We start from the raw sequence: 19116 nt of genomic DNA, 5'->3' as shown, positions 1-19116 counted from the left end.
ATCGGAACCTGGACTGTTCAATACACTGGTGCTAACACTGCTCCAACGGTAAGCGACATCCACGATCCAAAAGCTACCATCACGGTAACACCTGGCGATCAGGTACAACTGACCTGGACGGTAACCAGTATGGTTAATGGTAATATCATCACCAACTGCCCGGCTACAACTGACGTTGTGGTGCTGTACAACTTCGCAGCAAATCCAACTGCTAACGCAGGTGCAGATCAGGAAGATTGCGGTAGAACCACTGCCTTTACCCTTGATGCAACCCCTGTGGTATCCACTGGTAACATCCAGCAGATCGGAACCTGGACTGTTCAATATACTGGTGCTAACACTGCTCCAACTGTAAGCGACATCCACGATCCAAAAGCTACCATCACGGTAACACCTGGTGATCAGGTACAACTGACCTGGACAGTAACCAGCATCGTAAACGGTGTTGTAAACACTAAATGCCCGGCTACAACTGACGTAGTCACCATCTATAACTACGCTGCTAACCCGGCTGCTAACGCAGGTGCAGATCAGGAAGATTGCGGTAGAACCACTGTCTTCACCCTGGATGCAACCCCTGTAGTATCAACCGGTAACATCCAGCAGATCGGAACCTGGACGGTTCAATACACTGGTGCTAACACTGCTCCAACAGTAAGCGACATCCACGATCCGAAAGCTACCATCACAGTAACGCCTGGTGATCAGGTACAACTGACCTGGACAGTAACCAGCATGGTTAATGGTAATATCATTACCAACTGTCCTGCTACAACTGACGAAGTAATCATTTACAACTTCGCAGCAAATCCAGCGGCTAACGCAGGCGCAGATCAGGAAGATTGCGGTAGAACCACTGCCTTCACCCTCGACGCAACTCCTGTGGTATCCACTGGTAACATCCAGCAGATTGGTACCTGGACCGTTCAATACACTGGTGCTAACACTGCTCCAACAGTAAGCGACATCCACGATCCAAAAGCTACCATCACGGTAACACCTGGTGATCAGGTACAACTGACCTGGACGGTAACCAGCATCGTAAACGGTGTAGTAAATACTAAATGCCCGGCTACTACTGACGTTGTGGTGCTGTACAACTTCGCAGCAAATCCAGCTGCTAACGCAGGTGCAGATCAGGAAGATTGCGGTAGAACTACTGCCTTCACGCTTGATGCAACCCCTGTGGTATCCACTGGTAACATCCAGCAGATCGGTACCTGGACCGTTCAATACACTGGTGCTAACGCAGCTCCAACAGTAAGCGACATCCACGATCCAAAAGCTACCATCACGGTAACACCTGGTGATCAGGTACAACTGACCTGGACAGTCACCAGCATCGTAAACGGAGTAGTAAATACTAAATGCCCGGCTACTACTGACGTAGTAACTATTTATAACTACGCTGCTAACCCGGCTGCTAACGCAGGTGCAGATCAGGAAGATTGCGGTAGAACCACAGCCTTCACCCTGGATGCAACCCCTGTGGTATCCACTGGTAACATCCAGCAGATCGGAACCTGGACCGTTCAATACACTGGTGCTAACGCAGCTCCAACGGTAAGCGACATCCACGATCCAAAAGCTACCATCTCGGTAACACCTGGTGATCAGGTACAACTGACCTGGACAGTAACCAGCATGGTTAATGGTAACATTATCACCAACTGCCCGGCTACTACTGACGTAGTAACCATCTATAACTACGCTGCTAACCCGGCTGCTAATGCAGGTGTAGATCAGAAGGATTGCGGCAGAATAACCGCCTTCACCCTGAATGCAACTCCTGTGATATCTACTGGTAACATCCAGCAGATTGGTACCTGGACGGTAGTATACACTGGTACAAATACAACACCGGTTGTAAGCGATGTACATAATCCAAATGCGACCGTCGTAGTACCGGTAGGGGATAGCGTTCAATTAGTATGGACGGTAACCAGCATGGTAAATGGTACCATCATTGAAAAATGCCCTGCTACACAGGATGTGGTTACCATCAGTAACTACGCTGCATCTGCCCTGGCTGTTGCAGGACCTGATCAGGAAGATTGCGCAAGAACCAATGTGTTCGTGCTCGATGCAACCCCTGTGGCAACCACTGGTAACATCCAACAGATCGGTACATGGACCGTTAATTACTTAGGCACTAATCCTGCACCAGTAGTGAGCGATATCCACGATCCAAAAGCTACCATCACGGTACCGGTTGGCGACAGTGTTACACTGATCTGGACAGTTTCCAGCATCGGTGGTACATGCGCCGCTACCACAGATCAAATGATCATCCGCAACTACGCCATCGCTGCTAAAGCGAATGCAGGCAAAGACCTGACCGATTGTAACAGGACCACCGACTTCACACTCGAGGCTGAACAACCAAGTCTCGCTACGGCAAGCGGTATCTGGACCATCATAAAAGGTAACGCCACCATCCGCAACAAATTCCTCCATAATTCCGGAGTGTATGTTGCTCCTGGCGACACAGTTACCTTACGCTGGACGATCACAAACGGTACATGTGCCTCTACTGAAGATGAAATGACCATCATCAACTACCTGAAACCAGTAACCGCAGTTGCCGGTCCAAACAGAGAACATTGCGATGTGGATACCTTCCACCTCCACGCAAGTGACCCTGGAGTAGCAGGTGCTATCGGAACATGGATTGTAACAGGTGGCGACAAATCAAAAGTTTCCATCAGCAATGAAAATGATAAAGATGCTATCGTAACGGTGGAAGCGGGTCAAACTGTTCAGCTAACATGGGTGGTAAGCAACGGCGTCTGCGACGCTACCAGCTCCAGCCTCACGCTGATCAACCGTAAACCGATCCTGGGCAATACCATCAGCGCAGACCAAACACTCTGCTTAACTGAAGCTGCTCAAGGCCTTACTGGTGGCGCGCTGACAGGTGGCAACGGTACTTACAGCTACCAATGGCAGTCCAGCACTGCAGGAGCTACAGGTCCGTTCACCAACATCAACGGTGCTACAAATGATAGCTACCAGCCTGGTACGCTGGCACAAAACACCTGGTACAGAAGACTGGTAACCTCTGGTCAATGTATCGATAACATCAGCAACGTGGTAAGCATTGTGGTAATTACCAAACCTCCGTTTGTAGTAACTACACCGCCTTCGTTCACCACGGAATGTGTACTCAATAAAGACTACACCACCATGTTCGGTACGCCGGTATTCAGTCACGCTCCTTATATGAATGAGCAGCTGCAAATCACCTGGAACGACGCAAGCGTAACAGTAAATGCTTGTACCAGAACAATCACCCGCACCTGGACCGCCACCAACAGATGTGGTACCAGTGTGAAAACATCACAGACGATCACCATTGTGGATACAAAAGCACCAGTGTTTACCACACCTGCTCCACAGGATATCACTGTTGATTGTGACAAAGTACCTGGTTTCGTAAACCTGACCGCTAAAGACGATTGCGGTGGCGACATCAACATCGCTCCGGTTGAAACCAGAAAAGATATACCTGGCAACTGTGCTAACAACTACCAGCTGATCAGAACATGGACTGCGAAAGACGCCTGCAACACCGGTGTAACGCTGACTCAGATCATCACAGTGGTTGACAGAACAGCTCCTGTATTCAATGTGCCTACACCAGCTAACATCACGGTAGATTGTGATAAGATCCCTGCGGGTCAGCCACTTACTGCCGCTGATAACTGTACAGCAGGTGTAATCACCGCTCAGCCTAAAGACTCCATCGTTCGCAAACCTGGAGACTGCCAGAGCAAATACCTCATCTATCGTAAGTGGACTGCGCTGGATGAATGCGGTAACGGTAATACCACCGTACAAATCATCACTGTACAGGATACTACCAAACCAGTATTCTCCATGCCAGCACCGAAAGACACCGTGGTAGACTGTGATAAGCTTCCTGGATGGCCTGTAATCAGCGCAACCGATAATTGCACCGGTAGCGTACAGGTAATCACCAGCTCGAAAATTGTGAAGATCCCTGGTTCCTGCGCAGGTAACTACATCGAGATCCGCACATGGACAGCAACAGATGCTTGTAACAATATCGCTACCATGCAGCAGCGTGTAACCGTTCAGGATACCATCAAACCGGTATTCACGATCTTACCGCCAGCTGATACTACAGTAAGCTGCGACGCAATCCCTGCACCTGCTCCGAATGTAACGGTAACGGATAACTGCAGCACCGGCAATGATGTGAAATTGATCAGAACAATTACCACAGAACGCATACCGGGTGCATGTAACAACTCTTACCGCATCATCAGAACATGGACCGCCATGGATGCTTGCGCTAACAAAACAGAAGTTCGTCAGGTTATTACCGTGGTAGATACTACCCGTCCGGTAATAGCACCTGCTCCGGCAGATATTGAGATCTACTGTCAGGATAAGATTCCAACTTCTCCGACACTGATCGCAACTGACAACTGTGATCCTGCATTCCCGAAAAAAGTAACTTATACAGAAGATCCTTTCGTGAAAGATATCTGTAACGGTTACACCATCATCAGAAGATGGACCATCACTGATGCATGCGGAAATAAAGCAAACGACGTGATTCAGCGGATTATCATCAAACCTTGTGATAAACCAAAACTGAACGCTAACCTGCCACAAAACTGTTCTGACAATCCAAGAATAGTGCTGCAGGCAATGGGTAGCGTGACACGCCCAACTTACACCCTGGTGGGTATCACACCTTCCAATGCTGTAAACGGCCTGCCAATCACGCAAAGCAGTAATATTTTCAACCTGAACGGTGCAACAAGTGCATCCTTCATCATCACCGACGGCAGAACAGGTTGCTCTTCCGACACCGTGACCTACGATCTGAAATACACCCAGAAACCAATGGTAAATCTTGGAAAAGACACTACCATCTGCGGTGGAAACAGCCTGGTACTCGATGCGGGCGCAGCTAACTTCGGATACAACATCCGCTGGAACACCGGAGAAACTACGCAGCGTATCAACATCACAAAAGCTGGTACTTACTGGGTGAACGTATCCAACGGTATGTGCGGTACTACCGATACCATCAAAGTAGGGCTGATTCCTACTCCGCTGGTAGATATTCCGGATACCACCATCTGCCGCGGCCAGTCAGTGAAACTGGATGCATTCGTAAATGGCGCCACTTACCTCTGGAGCACAGGTGCAACAGCATCTTCCATCCTGGTAGGTACACAGGAACAATTCTGGGTGAAAGTAACCAAGAGCGGATGTATCACCATCGATACCGTGAAAGTGAGCGTAAATCCGCCACCAGACATCAGCCTGAGCCGCGATACGACGATCTGTCCTGATCAGTCCATCATGCTCACGGTGAACTCTAACGGCGGACGTATCCAATGGCAAACCGGCGAAACCGGCAACTCCATTGTGGTAAACAAACCTGGTAACTACTGGGTAGCCGTAAGCAGAGACAACTGCGTGGTAAGAGATACCGTAAATGTTCGTATGAAACCTACGATCAGTGTAGATCTCGGTCCAGACAGAAACATCTGCCCAGGCGCTACCATCACGCTCAACGGTACCACTGAAAACGCCATTTCCTACCTGTGGAATGATGGAGATCCTAACCCGATCAAAAACATTACCGCATCAGGTAAATACAAAATCGCTGTAATGGATAAATTCTGTCAACGCGTATTCATGGATAGCGTGAAAGTAAACGTGACAGGATTGCCGAAAGTGAACCTTGGTAACGACACCGTAATGTGTAAAGGTGAAACACTCACACTCCGCGCATTCGGTAACGGTATCACCGCAGTACGTTGGGATAACGGATCTTCCGCACCAACACTCAATGTAACTAATGGCGGTACTTACACAGTAACGGTATTCAACGACTGCGGAAGCGCTACCGATCAGATTCGTGTAGACTTCACAGAATGTGAACCTAAACCTGAATTACCAAACGCCTTCTCTCCAAACGGCGACGGACGTAATGATGTGTTCAGACCTGTGGTTCGCGGACCAATGTATGAATACGAACTGCGCATCTTCAACAGATGGGGTGAACTGATCTTCATCTCCTCCGATCAACACAGAGGATGGGATGGTAAACACAGAGGCGTACCTGTAGAAGTAGGCACCTATGTATGGTGGCTCACCTATAAGAAATACGCGGGTGGCATGCCAAATGTCCTCAAAGGTGAAGTAACTGTTATCAGATAATACCAAACCCGAATAGTCAAAAAAGCTGATCTCTCCGGAGATCAGCTTTTTTGTTATTAAAAGAACATTCGGAATTAGTAAATTGTATAACACATAAAAGGGAACTATGAAATCATATGAGACAGTAACAGCAGCACTGCAGGACCTACGCCAACGTGGTTATACCACAGATTTTAACCTGCAGTTTGATTGTATCCAGGGTGGGGGAGAGAACAAAAAACTTAAACCGGAAGAATTTGATATTGAAGAAGTATACCGCTTTGAAGGAGAAACCGATCCGGGAGATGAGAATATTATCTATGCCATTCGTACCCTCGATGGTACACTGGGTACGCTAATGCATGGCTATGGCGTATACGCAGAAGATGTTTCCGATGATATGATCCGTAAACTCGGTACTAAATAACTATTAGGGCAACTCCACACGTAGTGTGGCTCATTTCAGCTGACACCGAAGGTGTCAGCTGTATTATTTAATTTCAAACACACTATACTTATTATCCCATTTCATGTCGGGTAAAACATTTTTCGGGTAGATGCCAACCATCGTTGAACCACTACCACTCATAGTCGCATAAATGGCTCCACGGCCATACAGTTCCCCCTTAATCCTGGCTAACTCCGGATGGGCAGCAAACACCGGTGCTTCAAAATCATTACTCACTATCTCTTTCCACTGTTCCACCGGCTGCTGTATCGCTGTTTTGAGCGCATGCTGCGGTGCAGCTGGGGTCAACTGCTTAAATGCCCATCCTGTATTCACATGAATGCCGGGATAAATCAGCAACAGGGAATAGCCTGATAAATCCAGCGACAGCGGGGTTAATATCTCCCCACGACCAACCGCATAACAAGGCTTGTTTGGTATGAAGAAGGCACAATCACTGCCTAACTGTGCCGCATATCCGATTAATTGTTCCTCGCTTAATCCCAGCTGAAATTTTGCATCCAGCAGTTTCAGCATAAAAGCCGCATCAGCACTGCCGCCGCCCAATCCGGCACCAATAGGAATGTGCTTATGCAAGTGAATCTGTACCGGCTGTACTGCGGGATAGTCGCGCTGCAACAACTCAAATGCCTTTATGCATAGGTTGTCGGCACTGTTGCCAGGCACAGTTATACCGGTGCTGGTAAAATGAAGGGCAGGGGCAGTGAGTATCTCCAGTGCATCCTGCACTGCCACGGGGTAAAACACGGTTTCCAGGTCATGAAAGCCATCCGGGCGTTTGTTGGTGACATACAGCCCCAGGTTGATCTTACAATTGGGAAATACTACCATGGGAAATATTTTACATAGCAATGCCAGCCGGAAGTCCATACCCCGGATATACAGCAAATGCGATCAAATTTGGATTATTTACTTTTACGGCTGTTGATCTCGTCGCGGATAGCAATGGCACGGATATAGTCTTCCTGCTCTAATACCTCCTGCAGCAACTGCTGTAGCTCATCTACGTTCAGGGCCTTCAGGTCATCTTCTGCACCTTTTTCATGTTCCTGGATAGTAGGCGTTACCGGTTTGTTGCTTTTTTTGCCAGCCGGGTCATCCAGCAGGATGCCTGCACTGTTGAGAATATTTTCGAATGTGTATATCGGACAGCCAAATCTAACGGCTAATGCGAGCGCATCTGAAGTCCTGGAGTCAATTTCTATGGTTTCGTCGTTGCTGGAACAGATCAGCTTGGAGTAAAATATACCTTCCTGCAAGTTGCTGATTACTACTTCATGTAATTCAATGTTAAATGCATTCATGAAATTCTTCATCAGATCGTGGGTGAGGGGCCTGCTGGGTTGCATTTTTTCAAGTGCCACGGCAATCGCCTGCGCTTCAAAGCCGCCAATCACTATGGGTAAACGGCGTAACCCATTTACCTCTCCCAATACCACGGCATATGAATGAGTTTGCGTAATGCTGTGCGATAAAGCAACTATTTCCAGTTCTATTTTTCTCATATCTGTCTTGCGTTGTCGCTGAAGGTTTTATAAGACCGTGAAGTTAGAAAATTATTTTTTATCTAAAAAAAAACTATAAGATTCGGGGCACATTTATCAAAATCAGCGTACAATCACAAAATTGAAAGGAGATGATGCATCACCTTTGCGGTAGCATCATCTCCCTGAATATTCAGCCTAGTTCAGACCTTTATATTTCTTTACAGCATCGGTAAGCTTAGGCACAATTTCAAAAGCATCACCAACAATGCCATAGTCGGCAGCTTTAAAGAATGGTGCCTCCGGATCTTTATTGATCACCACAATTACCTTACTGCCATTCACCCCGGCCAGGTGCTGGATAGCCCCGGAAATACCAATGGCGATATAAAGATTAGGGCGAACCGTCAAACCTGTTTGACCCACGTGCTCATGGTGCGGACGCCAGCCGGCATCAGCCACCGGGCGACTACTAGCCGTTGCTGCACCCAGCGCATGCGCCAGGTCTTCCACCATCCCCCAGTTTTCAGGGCCTTTCAGGCCACGGCCGCCGGAAACGATGATTTCAGCCTCTGTTAAAGGAATCTCTCCACTGAGGGTGTTCTTCTTCACCACTTTTACCTTAAAGTCAGCATCGTTGATGGCAGGAGAGAAGGCCTCTACTGCTGCTGTATCCGTGCCCTGACTTACAGCAAAGGTGTTAGGTATAATAGAAATGATCTTCTTTTCGGAAGTAATATTAATGTTGGCGAAAGCCTTTCCGGAGAATACACTTTTCTTCACCACAAACCCGTTGCTGGTATCCGGGTAAGAGATGGCACCTGCTACCAGCCCTGCTTTCAGGCGGGCAGACACGCGAGGGGCGATCGCCTTGCCGTCAAAGTTATGTGGGAAGATGATCACTGCAGCCCCTTCTTTTTCCGCTGCTTCCGCAATCACCTTTGTATATACTGTTGTTTCAACTTCATGCAGGCGTGCATCAGCGGCATGCAATACTTTTTTGGCGCCATAGTTCCCCAGGGCGGCCAGTTCTGCTGCATCTGCTGCACCCAGTACTACTGCTGTTGCTGTGGTGCCCAGCTGTTCGGCCACTTTAGCACCGTATTGAACGGCTTCCAGCGCCGCTTTTTTGATTTTACCTTCTGCCTGATCTGCGAATATTAATACTGACATTGTTTAATTTTTTGAAGTGGAAAATTGGTTTACCGTGACCCAGCCTTAGATCACCTTCGCTTCTTCGTGGAGCAGCTTCACCAGCTCATCCACATTATCGGCATTGATCAGCTTCACGCCACTTTTGGCAGGAGGCAGTTCAAAACTTACCACGCTGGTCAGGCTGTCTGCCGCCACAGGTTCCACCACTGTCAACGGTTTGGTTTTAGCCGCCATGATACCACGCATATTAGGAATGCGTGCTTCCGCCATCCCTTTCTGGCAGGATACCACTACCGGCAGTTCCACTTCACATACTTCCTCTCCACCTTCAATTTCCCTGTTGATAGTAGCCTTGGTGCCACTCAGGTCAAATTTGGCTGCAATGGAAACATATGGTAATTCCAGTAGTTCCGCCACCATACCACCAATGCCGCTGCCATTATAATCAATGGTTTCTTTACCGGTAAATATCAGGTCGTACTGCTGTTCTTTGGCGTGAGCCGCTATCTGTGATGCGATATAAAAACTATCTCCACTGCTGGCATTGATGCGGTAAGCGTGATCGCCACCCAGTGCCAGTGCTTTTCTGATAATCGGGTCATTATCCGCTCCTCCCACAGTTATCAGGTGTACATCCGCTCCAACTGTTTCTTTCAGTTCCAGGGCGCGTACCAGGGCATACCATTCGTCGTATGGGTTGATGATAAACTGGACCCCAGCTTCATTGAATTTCGTGTTATTGTCCGTGAAAGCTATTTTTGCAGTCGTGTCCGGAGTTTTACTGATACAAACTAAAATCTTCATGGCCGTAAACTGTTTTGTTTAATAATGCGGTATTAGCAAATATATTTAAATAATATAAGCCAACCGCCACCATGTTTTATGATTTTACTCAGTTTTAAGTTATGGTTGAAATTGACAATATGAGTATCTTGCGGACTGAAAAACAATTACTTATAAATTATTAGCAGGATGGACAGAATCGCGCAGCTGAAGCAGTTCCTGGAAGCCAGTCCCAACGACAGCTTCCTGAAACATGCGCTCGCTCTCGAACATATTAAGCTGGGAGATGATATAACAGCAAGGCAACTATTTGAGGAACTGCTGGCTTATGAGCCCGGCTACACCGGCTCGTATTACCACCTGGGTAAATTGCTGGAAAGGGCAGGAGATAAAGATGCTGCCGTAAAAACATACGAAACAGGGATGGCCATAGCCAAAGCCGCCAATGAGCGCCATACCTATAATGAATTGCAGTCGGCCTACGAGGATCTGCTTTACTAACCCAACAATAACTGCATGCCGCATCAACTGCTTACAAACTTTTTAAATTTCATCAGGGAGCACCTGTTATTTGATCCATCACAAAAAATTCTGCTGGCCGTTAGCGGGGGAGTGGACTCCATGGTGATGGCCTGCCTGTTTAAGGAAGCCGGTTTTAATGCCGGCATTGCCCACTGTAACTTTCAGTTGCGGGATGAGGAGTCGGTCAGAGACGAGTCCTTTGTACGGGAGCTGGCTGGGCGACTGGAATTACCTTTCCACGAAACGCGTTTTGATACGACTGAATATGTAGCCACTCACAAGGTGTCTATCCAGATTGCGGCCCGGGAGCTTCGCTACCAGTGGCTGGAAGAGGTGCGCGTGGCCAACGGTTACGCCTATATTGCCACCGCACATCACCTGCAGGACAGCGTGGAAACCGCCCTGATGAACTTTGCCAAAGGCACGGGCATTGCGGGTTTGCATGGCATCCTGCCTAAATATGATAAAATTATCCGCCCCATGCTTTTCGCTGAAAAGGATACACTGGTAGCCTGGGCTACCCGTAAAAACCTGCAGTTTGTGGAAGATAGTTCCAATGCAACGGATAAGTATACACGCAATTATTTCCGCCACCATGTGATTCCGGTGATCCAGGAAAGCATCCCGGCAGCAGTGAAGAATATGGCGGGTACCATTGAGAAAATCCGGGAGGCGGAAGTGCTTTACCAGGAATCGGTTACCCGGCATCGCAAGGCGCTGCTGACCCAAAAGGAGGACCATTGGATGATCCCCGTATTGAAGTTGCAAAAAACGGTGCCACTGCAAACTATTGCCTGGGAAATTTTCCGGGAGTTTGGCTGCTCCTCCGCGCAATTACCACAGGTATTGAATTTGCTGGAGAGTGAGTCAGGGAGATATGTGGAGACGCCTACGCACCGTATCCTGCGTAACCGGGCATGGCTGCTGATTACAGCCCTTCAGGAGAAGGCCGCTCCGGTTATTTCCATCAGCAATGATACCACAAATGTACACTATGGAGGAGGGCAGCTACACCTGCGTCATATCGATAAATCGCATGCCGGCAGTATACCGCAGTCGCAGGAAACGGCCTGGGTAGACGCCTCGCAGCTGCGTTATCCCCTGATTCTCCGTAAATGGAAACAGGGTGATTATTTTTATCCCTTGGGCATGCGCAAGAAAAAGAAATTGAGCCGTTTCTTTATTGATCAGAAGTTATCTATCCCTGAAAAAGAACAGGTATGGGTGCTGGAATCGCAGAAGAGAGTAGTATGGGTAATCGGGATGCGGATCGATGATCGTTTTAAAATCCTGCCTTCCACTGAAAAGATACTATCGATTGAATTACACAAATAAAAAATGGGCTGCACTACGGCAGCCCTCTTCATTTATCTTTTAAGCAAAGCGTCAAGAAAGTTTTGCGCCAGTTCCGGTCGTAGCGCAATCGGCGCTACAAATCCGAATATAGCACCCCAGATATGTGCATCGTGCCCGATATTATCCATACCGCGTTTAGACATATAGCTGGAATAAGCGAGAAACAACAGCGCATAAATAACCGCAGGAATACCGATCGCAAAATAGAGATAGATTTTTTCCCATGGATACAGGAGGATGGTGGTAAATAATACCGCTGAAACCGCACCACTGGCGCCTATTGCTACATAGTGACTATCATTCTGATGTTTAAAAAATCCAGGGATATTTCCGGCAATGATAGCGAGGATGTAATACACTACATAGGTTACTTTGGAACCGGTAATGGCAAAAAATAACATCTCTGCATACCTGCCAAAAAAGTAAAGCGTAAGCATATTAAAAAACAGGTGCATGTAGTCGCCATGCAGGAAGCCGCCAGTGATAAAACGGTACCATTGGTGATGGTGTTTTACCATGTAAGGTTGCATACTTAATTTATCCCATTGTGAGCCATTGCTGAATGCCGTAATTGAAACAACGCAGGTAATGATTATAATAATAAGTGTTGTAGACATAGATTGCGGGTTGTTAGACAGAATGTAAATGTAATTATTGGTGATGATATTTTTCACGGTTTAATACAGTATATGCCCTGTATAACTGTTCCGTGAAAATCAGCCGTACCAGCTGGTGCGGGAAGGTAAGCGGCGATAGTGACATGGTAAGTTGCGCCCGCTGCAACACCGTTTGATCAATCCCAAACGCTCCGCCAACAAGGATAATCAGTTGCCTGGTGCCGGCATTGGTCCGTTGCTGCAGGAAGTCGGCAAACTGCACGGTCGTCATCATTTTTCCCTTTTCATCCAGTGCCAGCAGGAAATCCGTAGGCTGGAGGAGGTCCATGATAATTTTAGCCTCCGCTTTTTTGAGTTCAGGAATGGAAAGACTCGCGGCCTGTTTAACAGTAGGGATCAGCTTTACCTCAAAATCCACATAATGTTGCAGGCGCTTTTGAAATACCGCCATGCCATCCCGAATATAGGGATCATGTTCCTTTCCTATGCTCCAGAGTTGAATTTTCAATTCCTATAATTATTTAATGACAGCCGTAAAAGTACGTGGAAATCAGAAATTTATAAGAAAATGAAAAAAATATTTGGTGAAATGTAAAAAACACATACCTTTGCAATCCAATCACAAACGAATGGCTGCGTAGCTCAACTGAATAGAGCATCTGACTACGGATCAGAAGGTTTCAGGTTTGAATCCTGACGCGGTCACAGAAGAAAACAAAAGCTGCTAAATTTAGCAGCTTTTGTTTTTTACCCCAACACTGATTTTTCTTCCCCATTTTCCTTTTTTAGTGAGATGTAAACTTCGCCGGGTAAACCGTCGCGTAAAATATCAGCTACGCGCAAACCCTGCCGCATGCAAATCATATCTCTTCCGAAACAAAAAAAGAAGTCGGATTTATATAATTCAAAGTCTTATTTGCGGCTCTAATTTCACCGGCTTCCTTGCTATGTTTGAATATACGCCCATCTGTAACGGGCAATGAACTGCTCAATGAAATTACCATGAACAGAAGACAACTCCTGCAGCAACTTGCCTGGTCGGTGCCGGCACTGGCAATGTCAAAACAGTTAAATGCCGCTGCCTCCCTGATACCCGGACAAAGTCCTTTTCAGCCTTCCTGGGAATCACTGGCCGCTTATAAAGTACCTGACTGGTTTCGAAATGCCAAGTTCGGTATGTGGGCACACTGGGGCCCGCAGTGTGAGCCGGAAGCAGGCGACTGGTATGCCCGCAATATGTATACGGAAGGTAGTGCGCAATACAAAAAGCATCTCGAAAAATATGGTCATCCATCCACCTTCGGTTTCAAGGATGTGATTCACACCTGGAAGGCGGACCAATGGAACCCGGAGGAGCTGGTGTCGCTTTATAAAAACGCTGGTGCCAGGTATTTTATGGCGATGGCTAACCACCACGATAACCTGGATTTATTTAACAGCAGGTACCAGCCATCCTGGAATTCCACGAAAGTGGGGCCAATGAAAGATATCATAGGCGGCTGGGCAAAAGCAGCCCGTAAATATGATTTACCCTTTGGCGTAAGTGTGCATGCAGCGCATGCCTGGAGATGGTATGAATCGGCACAGGGAGCGGACAAGCAAGGGCCGTTTGCCGGAGTACCTTACGATGGTAAACTAACAAAGGCGGATGGTAAAGGCCTTTGGTGGGAGGGACTTGATCCGCAGGAACTTTACACGCAGCATCACCCGCTCAGCAGAAACAGTGAAAACCCTGGTAGTATTCACCGGCAATGGCATTGGGGAGAAGGAGTGTATGCACCGTCCAATGCCTATTGTGAAAATTTCTATAACAGAACAATTGATCTGATTGACAGCTACCATCCTTCGTTTATTTATTTTGATGATACCGCCTTGCCACTATGGCCGGTAAGTGATGCAGGCTTACGAATTGCAGCTCACCTTTACAATAAAAGCATTAAAGAGAAGGGGAAACTGGATGCGGTCGTATTTGGAAAAATACTGGATGAACAACAGCGCAAATGTATGGTATGGGATATTGAGCGTGGGCAAAGCAACCAGATAGAACCGCTGCCGTGGCAAACGGATACCTGCATTGGGACCTGGCATTACCATCGCGAGATTTACGAAAAAAAGCAATACAAGAATGCACAAACTGTGATTCATATTTTATGTGATGTAGTCAGTAAAAATGGTAACCTGATGCTGAATGTTCCTGTCAGAGGTAATGGAACAATTGATGAGCAGGAGCGTAGCGTGGTGGAAGAAATCGGCCATTGGATGGCGATGAACAGTGAGGCTATTTATGATACCAGGCCATGGCAGGTATACGGAGAAGGACCAGCCATGGAAGCTGCCGCACCGCTTTCCGGTCAGGGATTTAATGAAGGGAAGGGGAAGCCGTTCACGGCAGCGGATATACGCTTCACTACAAAAAATAACAGCGTATATGCGATCGCGTTAGGCTGGCCGGAAAATAATACACTAACGATCAGCAGTCTGAAAGCAACAAAAACTCCTTCCCGTGTAACGCTATTGGCAACAGGGGAGCGACTTTCCTTTACCCGCGATGAGGAAGGGTTACATGTGGTAATGCCGCAAAACAGGCCGGAACTTTCTTATGCTTTCGCATTGAAAATATCCTGATTTCCGCTGCATGCATCGGTACGAATGTGATATCTTCCTAAAAAAATTAAAAAAAATTTGTTCAATTTAAAAACATTCCTACATTTGCAACCCGTTCAGGCGGAATGGCTGCGTAGCTCAACTGAATAGAGCATCTGACTACGGATCAGAAGGTTTCAGGTTTGAATCCTGACGCGGTCACCAGGAGAAAAAGGATAAGCATTGCTTGTCCTTTTTTTATGTACCTACCTCATAAGATTCTTTCTTCTTCAAACATAAAATGTCGGAATAATTCGCGGGTAAGTATCCTGCAGTTGCTGGTATACTGTTCCAGATTGCAACCTATTCGTTTTAAGCACAAGGGCAGCATATCGTCGGTAATGGAAAGCAGGTCCAGGCGGATAGACGGGTACTGTAAAAGATTCTCACTCCCTGCCAACTCTTCAAAAATCGTTTCCGCAAATTGCCTGCTGTTGCCAAGAAAGAAGCTGCCGGTTTCCAGCATGCCTTTTGGCGTTTGGATGTTAACGGTAAGATGATAAGTAGTATTCATCAGGCTGAGGTATCTATGGTGAAACACTTAATAACAGGAACAGCAGGCGTCCTGAATAGGAGCCTGCTTTCCTGTTATAGGATACGGCTGATTATTGAATCTCGATGTGCCGCGATACCTTTTGTGCACCCTCTTTTTTCAGCAGTTCTACCTGCAAAATGCCATCCGCATAACGCGCGGAGATGTTGGATGCATCAATGGTGTCATCGAGCTGAAAGCTGCGGCTGAACGACTGTATTTGGAATTCTCTTTTCAGCCAGCCTTCGGCTTTGTTTTCCTGACTGGACTCCTGTTGTTGGTCCACCCGGATGGTTAAGGTGTCGCCTTCGAGATTGATTTTAAAATCTTCTTTTTTCAATCCGGGTGCCGCCAGCTGTAGCTGGTAGCCAGTGTCTGTTTCCCGAATATTAGTGGGGATGTTCCGGCTTCTCGATGATCCGTTTACACTCCACACCGGGTCATCAAAAAAGCGACTGAGATTGTCCTGAAAGATTCTGTCGACCATACTACTGAAACTGGCCGCAGAGGTGAGTCCATTACCATTTTTTTTCATTAGCGTGTTCATAAAATCTCCTTTTTAAAAAATCCGCCACAAAGTGTATACCACCAGCATTCGTGCTGAAAAAATGTCAATCAGAAGGAATTTTTTTCAGGTTGAGCTGACAATTTTTTTTATAATGTGGAGGTCGCTATTGTTGTCGGGTGGCCAGTTTACGGGGAATGTAACGCTCGGTTACGGAACTACGTTTACTCGTTGCAGTTACATCTGCATAAAAATAATCAAATAAAATTTGTTGATTTAAAAACAATTCCTACATTTGCAACCCGTTCAAGCGGAATGGCTGCGTAGCTCAACTGAATAGAGCATCTGACTACGGATCAGAAGGTTTCAGGTTTGAATCCTGACGCGGTCACAAAATAAAAACCGGCTGCCTGTATAGAGGCAGCCGGTTTTTTATTAGAAAGAAATAAATAAAAACTGGCTCACTACTGCGGATCCTTTAATCGTCCATACTACTTCATAACTCCCGGCACCATCACTGTTACTCATATACAGATATAAGGTATCACCACTGCCTTCGGCCATCCCAAAATAATCCTCTATGCGCGTTGGGTTTAGCATATTCTTAATAGCAGCTGGAGGAAAAAGAAATTGGGATGAAGTACAGGCATTGAACCAGGATAGGAAAGTGAAATGTCAGTAATCAGTAACAGATTTTTGTAAGATGGAGAAGTCCGTAGTTGCAGGTTGAATTCAGTATATATGCACTAACTTCTCGTCAAATATAATTGTAAATTGGCGCCATCTAATTAGCAGTTTATGGTTAAGAGGAGTTTCGCGGCCAAAAAGAAAAAGCCGGAGAAGGGGATCAAATACTATCTGCAATGGGCCTGGGTACCGATATTGGGCTGGTTAATATATTCGTTTATAGTACACCGAATGGAAAACCTACGCCTGGTTAACCATGGTAAATTTGCGATGGGTAATGTTACTGATCAATGGCGTGGTAAATCGCCTGCTACAGTTTATCTCTTCGATGTGAATGGCCATTTTTATTCAGGTTCAGTTAAAATTGTTGCGGGGTATGCTATAGGCGATTCTATTGTAGTGGTCTATGATCCGGGTGATCCTGATTTAAACAGACCATATCGCTATCTGCAGGAAAATTTTGATATGCCGCTTCATTCAGACAGCACCTTGCCGCGATAAAAATATCATATATCATTTGGATTGTATACTATTTAATCCTTAACTTCGCCGCCCGTTTGAGTTCTTATTAAGCCACTGCATTTACATCTAACTAAAAAAAATAAACCATAAAAAATTGATAATAAATTTGTTAGATTGAAATAAATGCCTATCTTTGTAACACAATAACAAGCAAATGGCTGCGTAGCTCAACTGAATAGAGCATCTGACTACGGATCAGAAGGTTTCAGGTTTGAATCCTGACGCGGTCACTAAAAACCACCTGTATACACAGGTGGTTTTTTTATTTTAGAGAGATATAAATTACTCTGTCAGAACAGATTCCCATATTGCCGCTTTAATACGGAAGCCGCAATTTTATCGGCCGCCAACGTCATATTGTTCTCCGAAAAAAGTTCCCATTCCACCCATCGAACCGCCATCTTATGCCCGACATCGTCCTGAATAGAGAAGTCAAATGGCTGACGCCTGGCATCCAGCTTAATCGTGCTAACTGGTTGCACGAGATAATACACAGCTACTACCTGTACATCATTCCTGAAAGGGAAAGTTTGAAAAATATCACTGGTATACAAATGCTGCTGTGTCAAAACGGCCTGGTCGAGTTCTTCCATCCACTCCCTGGTAACGCAGTCCCTGGTGGTTTCACCTACTTTAAGGCCCCCTCCCGGGAACTTAGTAATCAACTTTCCGTAATAATACTCATCACTGACTAATACTTCTTTTTGTGCATTGACCAGTATGCCGTAGGCACGCACATTAATGCCGGCCTGTTCACAATTGGGGTTGCCTGAATGCTTTTCTGACATGGCTTAAGATTATATTGAGGAAACAGGGTTATATGTAAACAGCATGCATATACGAACACTGAAATCGGGCGATAGTCCGGGTCAAAAACAAATCGTTCGGAATGCTTCCTGTTTTTGACCACTAGTATACATTATTTTTTTGAAATTTTTACCGCCTGTCCCGCCGGGATAGTAAATCCCCACAAAAAAACTAACTTTACGCAAACCGTGAACCATGACTATCCGAGAAGCTTATAACGACTGGGCATCACAATACGACACCAACGAAAACAAAACCCGCGATCTGGAAGCTTTCGCATTACGCGAAACCCTGCACCCCTTTACTTTTAAACGTGTACTGGAAATAGGTGCCGGCACCGGGAAAAATACCAGCTGGCTGGTGGAACAGGCGGATCATATTACTGCTGTTGATTTTTCTGAAGAGATGCAGGCGATCGCCCGGGATAAATTCGCGGGCAATAACAACATTACCTTTCAACAAGCCGATATCACCAAACCATGGGACTTCGTTACGGAAAAATATGATATCGTCACCTTTAGCCTTGTGCTGGAACATATCCAGGACCTGGACCACATATTTGCAGAAGTAGCCAGATCCCTGAACAGAGGCGGTTTGGTGTACATGGGAGAGCTGCACCCATTCCGCCAGTACGGCGGCAGCGGTGCTAAATTCCAAACCAGTGAAGGGGAACAACGGGTACAGGTATATACTCACCATATCTCCGAGTTTGTGCAGGTGGCCGCCCGACATGGCCTACAGGTGTTCGACGCCAAAGAATATTTTGATGACGGTAATACCAGCAGCATTCCACGCATCCTGGTTTTATTGCTCAGCAAAAACTAGTATTTTGTCATTCCACATTATGT

The 19116-nt window shown here is 46.5% G+C and carries 17 protein-coding genes and 4 tRNA genes; 11 read left to right on the top strand and 10 right to left on the bottom strand.

Annotated elements, in window-relative coordinates; genetic code table 11:
- The coding region (locus BUB18_RS10320; protein ID WP_073080410.1) for a T9SS type B sorting domain-containing protein at window positions 1-6207 on the top strand (6207 nt) is incomplete at its 5' end.
- Between the two features lie 106 nt (window positions 6208-6313).
- Entirely contained in the window at window positions 6314-6613 is a 300-nt protein-coding gene (locus BUB18_RS10315; RefSeq protein WP_073080409.1) for a hypothetical protein, read from the top strand.
- Between the two features lie 63 nt (window positions 6614-6676).
- Here the strand turns inward: BUB18_RS10315 and ispE are convergent, their stop codons facing one another.
- The 4 genes from ispE to BUB18_RS10295 form a co-directional block, all read right to left on the bottom strand.
- Complete coding sequence (gene ispE, locus BUB18_RS10310) at window positions 6677-7486, bottom strand: 4-(cytidine 5'-diphospho)-2-C-methyl-D-erythritol kinase (RefSeq protein WP_073080407.1); 810 nt, start codon at window positions 7484-7486, stop codon at window positions 6677-6679.
- A gap of 74 nt (window positions 7487-7560) precedes the next feature.
- A complete protein-coding gene (locus tag BUB18_RS10305; RefSeq protein ID WP_073080405.1) occupies window positions 7561-8160 on the bottom strand; it encodes a bifunctional nuclease family protein in 600 nt (199 codons plus the stop codon).
- Window positions 8161-8337: 177 nt separating this feature from the next.
- Window positions 8338-9312, bottom strand: a complete 975-nt coding sequence (locus tag BUB18_RS10300; RefSeq protein WP_073080404.1) for an electron transfer flavoprotein subunit alpha/FixB family protein — start codon at window positions 9310-9312, stop codon at window positions 8338-8340.
- 45 nt (window positions 9313-9357) lie between these two features.
- On the bottom strand, window positions 9358-10098 hold the full coding sequence (locus tag BUB18_RS10295) for an electron transfer flavoprotein subunit beta/FixA family protein (RefSeq protein ID WP_073080402.1): 741 nt from the start codon (window positions 10096-10098) through the stop codon (window positions 9358-9360).
- A gap of 168 nt (window positions 10099-10266) precedes the next feature.
- On the opposite strand from BUB18_RS10295, the gene BUB18_RS10290 reads away from it, so the two are divergent.
- On the top strand, window positions 10267-10578 hold the full coding sequence (locus BUB18_RS10290) for a tetratricopeptide repeat protein (RefSeq protein WP_073080400.1): 312 nt from the start codon (window positions 10267-10269) through the stop codon (window positions 10576-10578).
- A gap of 15 nt (window positions 10579-10593) precedes the next feature.
- Entirely contained in the window at window positions 10594-11934 is a 1341-nt protein-coding gene (gene tilS, locus BUB18_RS10285) for a tRNA lysidine(34) synthetase TilS (RefSeq protein WP_073080398.1), read from the top strand.
- A 32-nt stretch (window positions 11935-11966) separates the two neighbouring features.
- Here tilS and BUB18_RS10280 read toward each other — a convergent pair whose 3' ends face one another.
- Both BUB18_RS10280 and BUB18_RS10275 read right to left on the bottom strand, forming a co-directional pair.
- Window positions 11967-12572 (bottom strand): rhomboid family intramembrane serine protease, encoded by a 606-nt coding sequence (locus tag BUB18_RS10280; protein WP_073080505.1) that lies wholly within the window; start codon window positions 12570-12572, stop codon window positions 11967-11969.
- Between the two features lie 34 nt (window positions 12573-12606).
- Entirely contained in the window at window positions 12607-13080 is a 474-nt protein-coding gene (locus tag BUB18_RS10275) for a 23S rRNA (pseudouridine(1915)-N(3))-methyltransferase RlmH (RefSeq protein WP_073080397.1), read from the bottom strand.
- 123 nt (window positions 13081-13203) lie between these two features.
- Here BUB18_RS10275 and BUB18_RS10270 point away from each other — a divergent pair.
- From BUB18_RS10270 to BUB18_RS10260, 3 genes are all read left to right on the top strand, one after another.
- Window positions 13204-13277 (top strand) — tRNA-Arg (locus tag BUB18_RS10270).
- Window positions 13278-13574: 297 nt separating this feature from the next.
- Window positions 13575-15197 carry an alpha-L-fucosidase gene (locus BUB18_RS10265; RefSeq protein ID WP_073080503.1) on the top strand — a complete coding sequence of 541 codons (1623 nt, stop codon included), beginning with the start codon at window positions 13575-13577 and terminating at the stop codon, window positions 15195-15197.
- Window positions 15198-15303: 106 nt separating this feature from the next.
- Window positions 15304-15380: transfer RNA gene (locus tag BUB18_RS10260), tRNA-Arg, on the top strand.
- A gap of 46 nt (window positions 15381-15426) precedes the next feature.
- Here the strand turns inward: BUB18_RS10260 and BUB18_RS10255 are convergent.
- The gene (locus BUB18_RS10255; protein WP_143159894.1) at window positions 15427-15729 is read right to left on the bottom strand and encodes a hypothetical protein; all 303 of its coding nucleotides are present in this window, start codon (window positions 15727-15729) and stop codon (window positions 15427-15429) included.
- 91 nt (window positions 15730-15820) lie between these two features.
- Window positions 15821-16294 carry an Hsp20/alpha crystallin family protein gene (locus BUB18_RS10250; protein WP_073080394.1) on the bottom strand — a complete coding sequence of 158 codons (474 nt, stop codon included), beginning with the start codon at window positions 16292-16294 and terminating at the stop codon, window positions 15821-15823.
- Window positions 16295-16569: 275 nt separating this feature from the next.
- On the opposite strand from BUB18_RS10250, the gene BUB18_RS10245 reads away from it, so the two are divergent.
- A tRNA-Arg gene (locus BUB18_RS10245) sits at window positions 16570-16643 on the top strand.
- Window positions 16644-16687: 44 nt separating this feature from the next.
- Here BUB18_RS10245 and BUB18_RS29635 read toward each other — a convergent pair.
- On the bottom strand, window positions 16688-16852 hold the full coding sequence (locus BUB18_RS29635) for a hypothetical protein (protein WP_178372111.1): 165 nt from the start codon (window positions 16850-16852) through the stop codon (window positions 16688-16690).
- Between the two features lie 318 nt (window positions 16853-17170).
- Here BUB18_RS29635 and BUB18_RS10240 point away from each other — a divergent pair, with 318 nt between their 5' ends.
- Together BUB18_RS10240 and BUB18_RS10235 are read left to right on the top strand one after the other, a co-directional pair.
- Complete coding sequence (locus BUB18_RS10240) at window positions 17171-17440, top strand: hypothetical protein (protein ID WP_143159893.1); 270 nt, start codon at window positions 17171-17173, stop codon at window positions 17438-17440.
- 177 nt (window positions 17441-17617) lie between these two features.
- Window positions 17618-17691: transfer RNA gene (locus BUB18_RS10235), tRNA-Arg, on the top strand.
- 60 nt (window positions 17692-17751) lie between these two features.
- Here BUB18_RS10235 and BUB18_RS10230 read toward each other — a convergent pair.
- The gene (locus tag BUB18_RS10230; protein WP_073080390.1) at window positions 17752-18249 is read right to left on the bottom strand and encodes an NUDIX domain-containing protein; all 498 of its coding nucleotides are present in this window, start codon (window positions 18247-18249) and stop codon (window positions 17752-17754) included.
- Window positions 18250-18463: 214 nt separating this feature from the next.
- Between BUB18_RS10230 and BUB18_RS10225 the strand changes: the two genes are divergently transcribed.
- On the top strand, window positions 18464-19093 hold the full coding sequence (locus tag BUB18_RS10225; RefSeq protein ID WP_073080388.1) for a class I SAM-dependent DNA methyltransferase: 630 nt from the start codon (window positions 18464-18466) through the stop codon (window positions 19091-19093).
- Window positions 19094-19116 lie beyond the last annotated feature (23 nt).

Source organism: Chitinophaga jiangningensis (assembly GCF_900142605.1).
GTDB lineage: Bacteria > Bacteroidota > Bacteroidia > Chitinophagales > Chitinophagaceae > Chitinophaga > Chitinophaga jiangningensis.
This window is presented reverse-complemented; position numbering and strand designations above follow the sequence as displayed.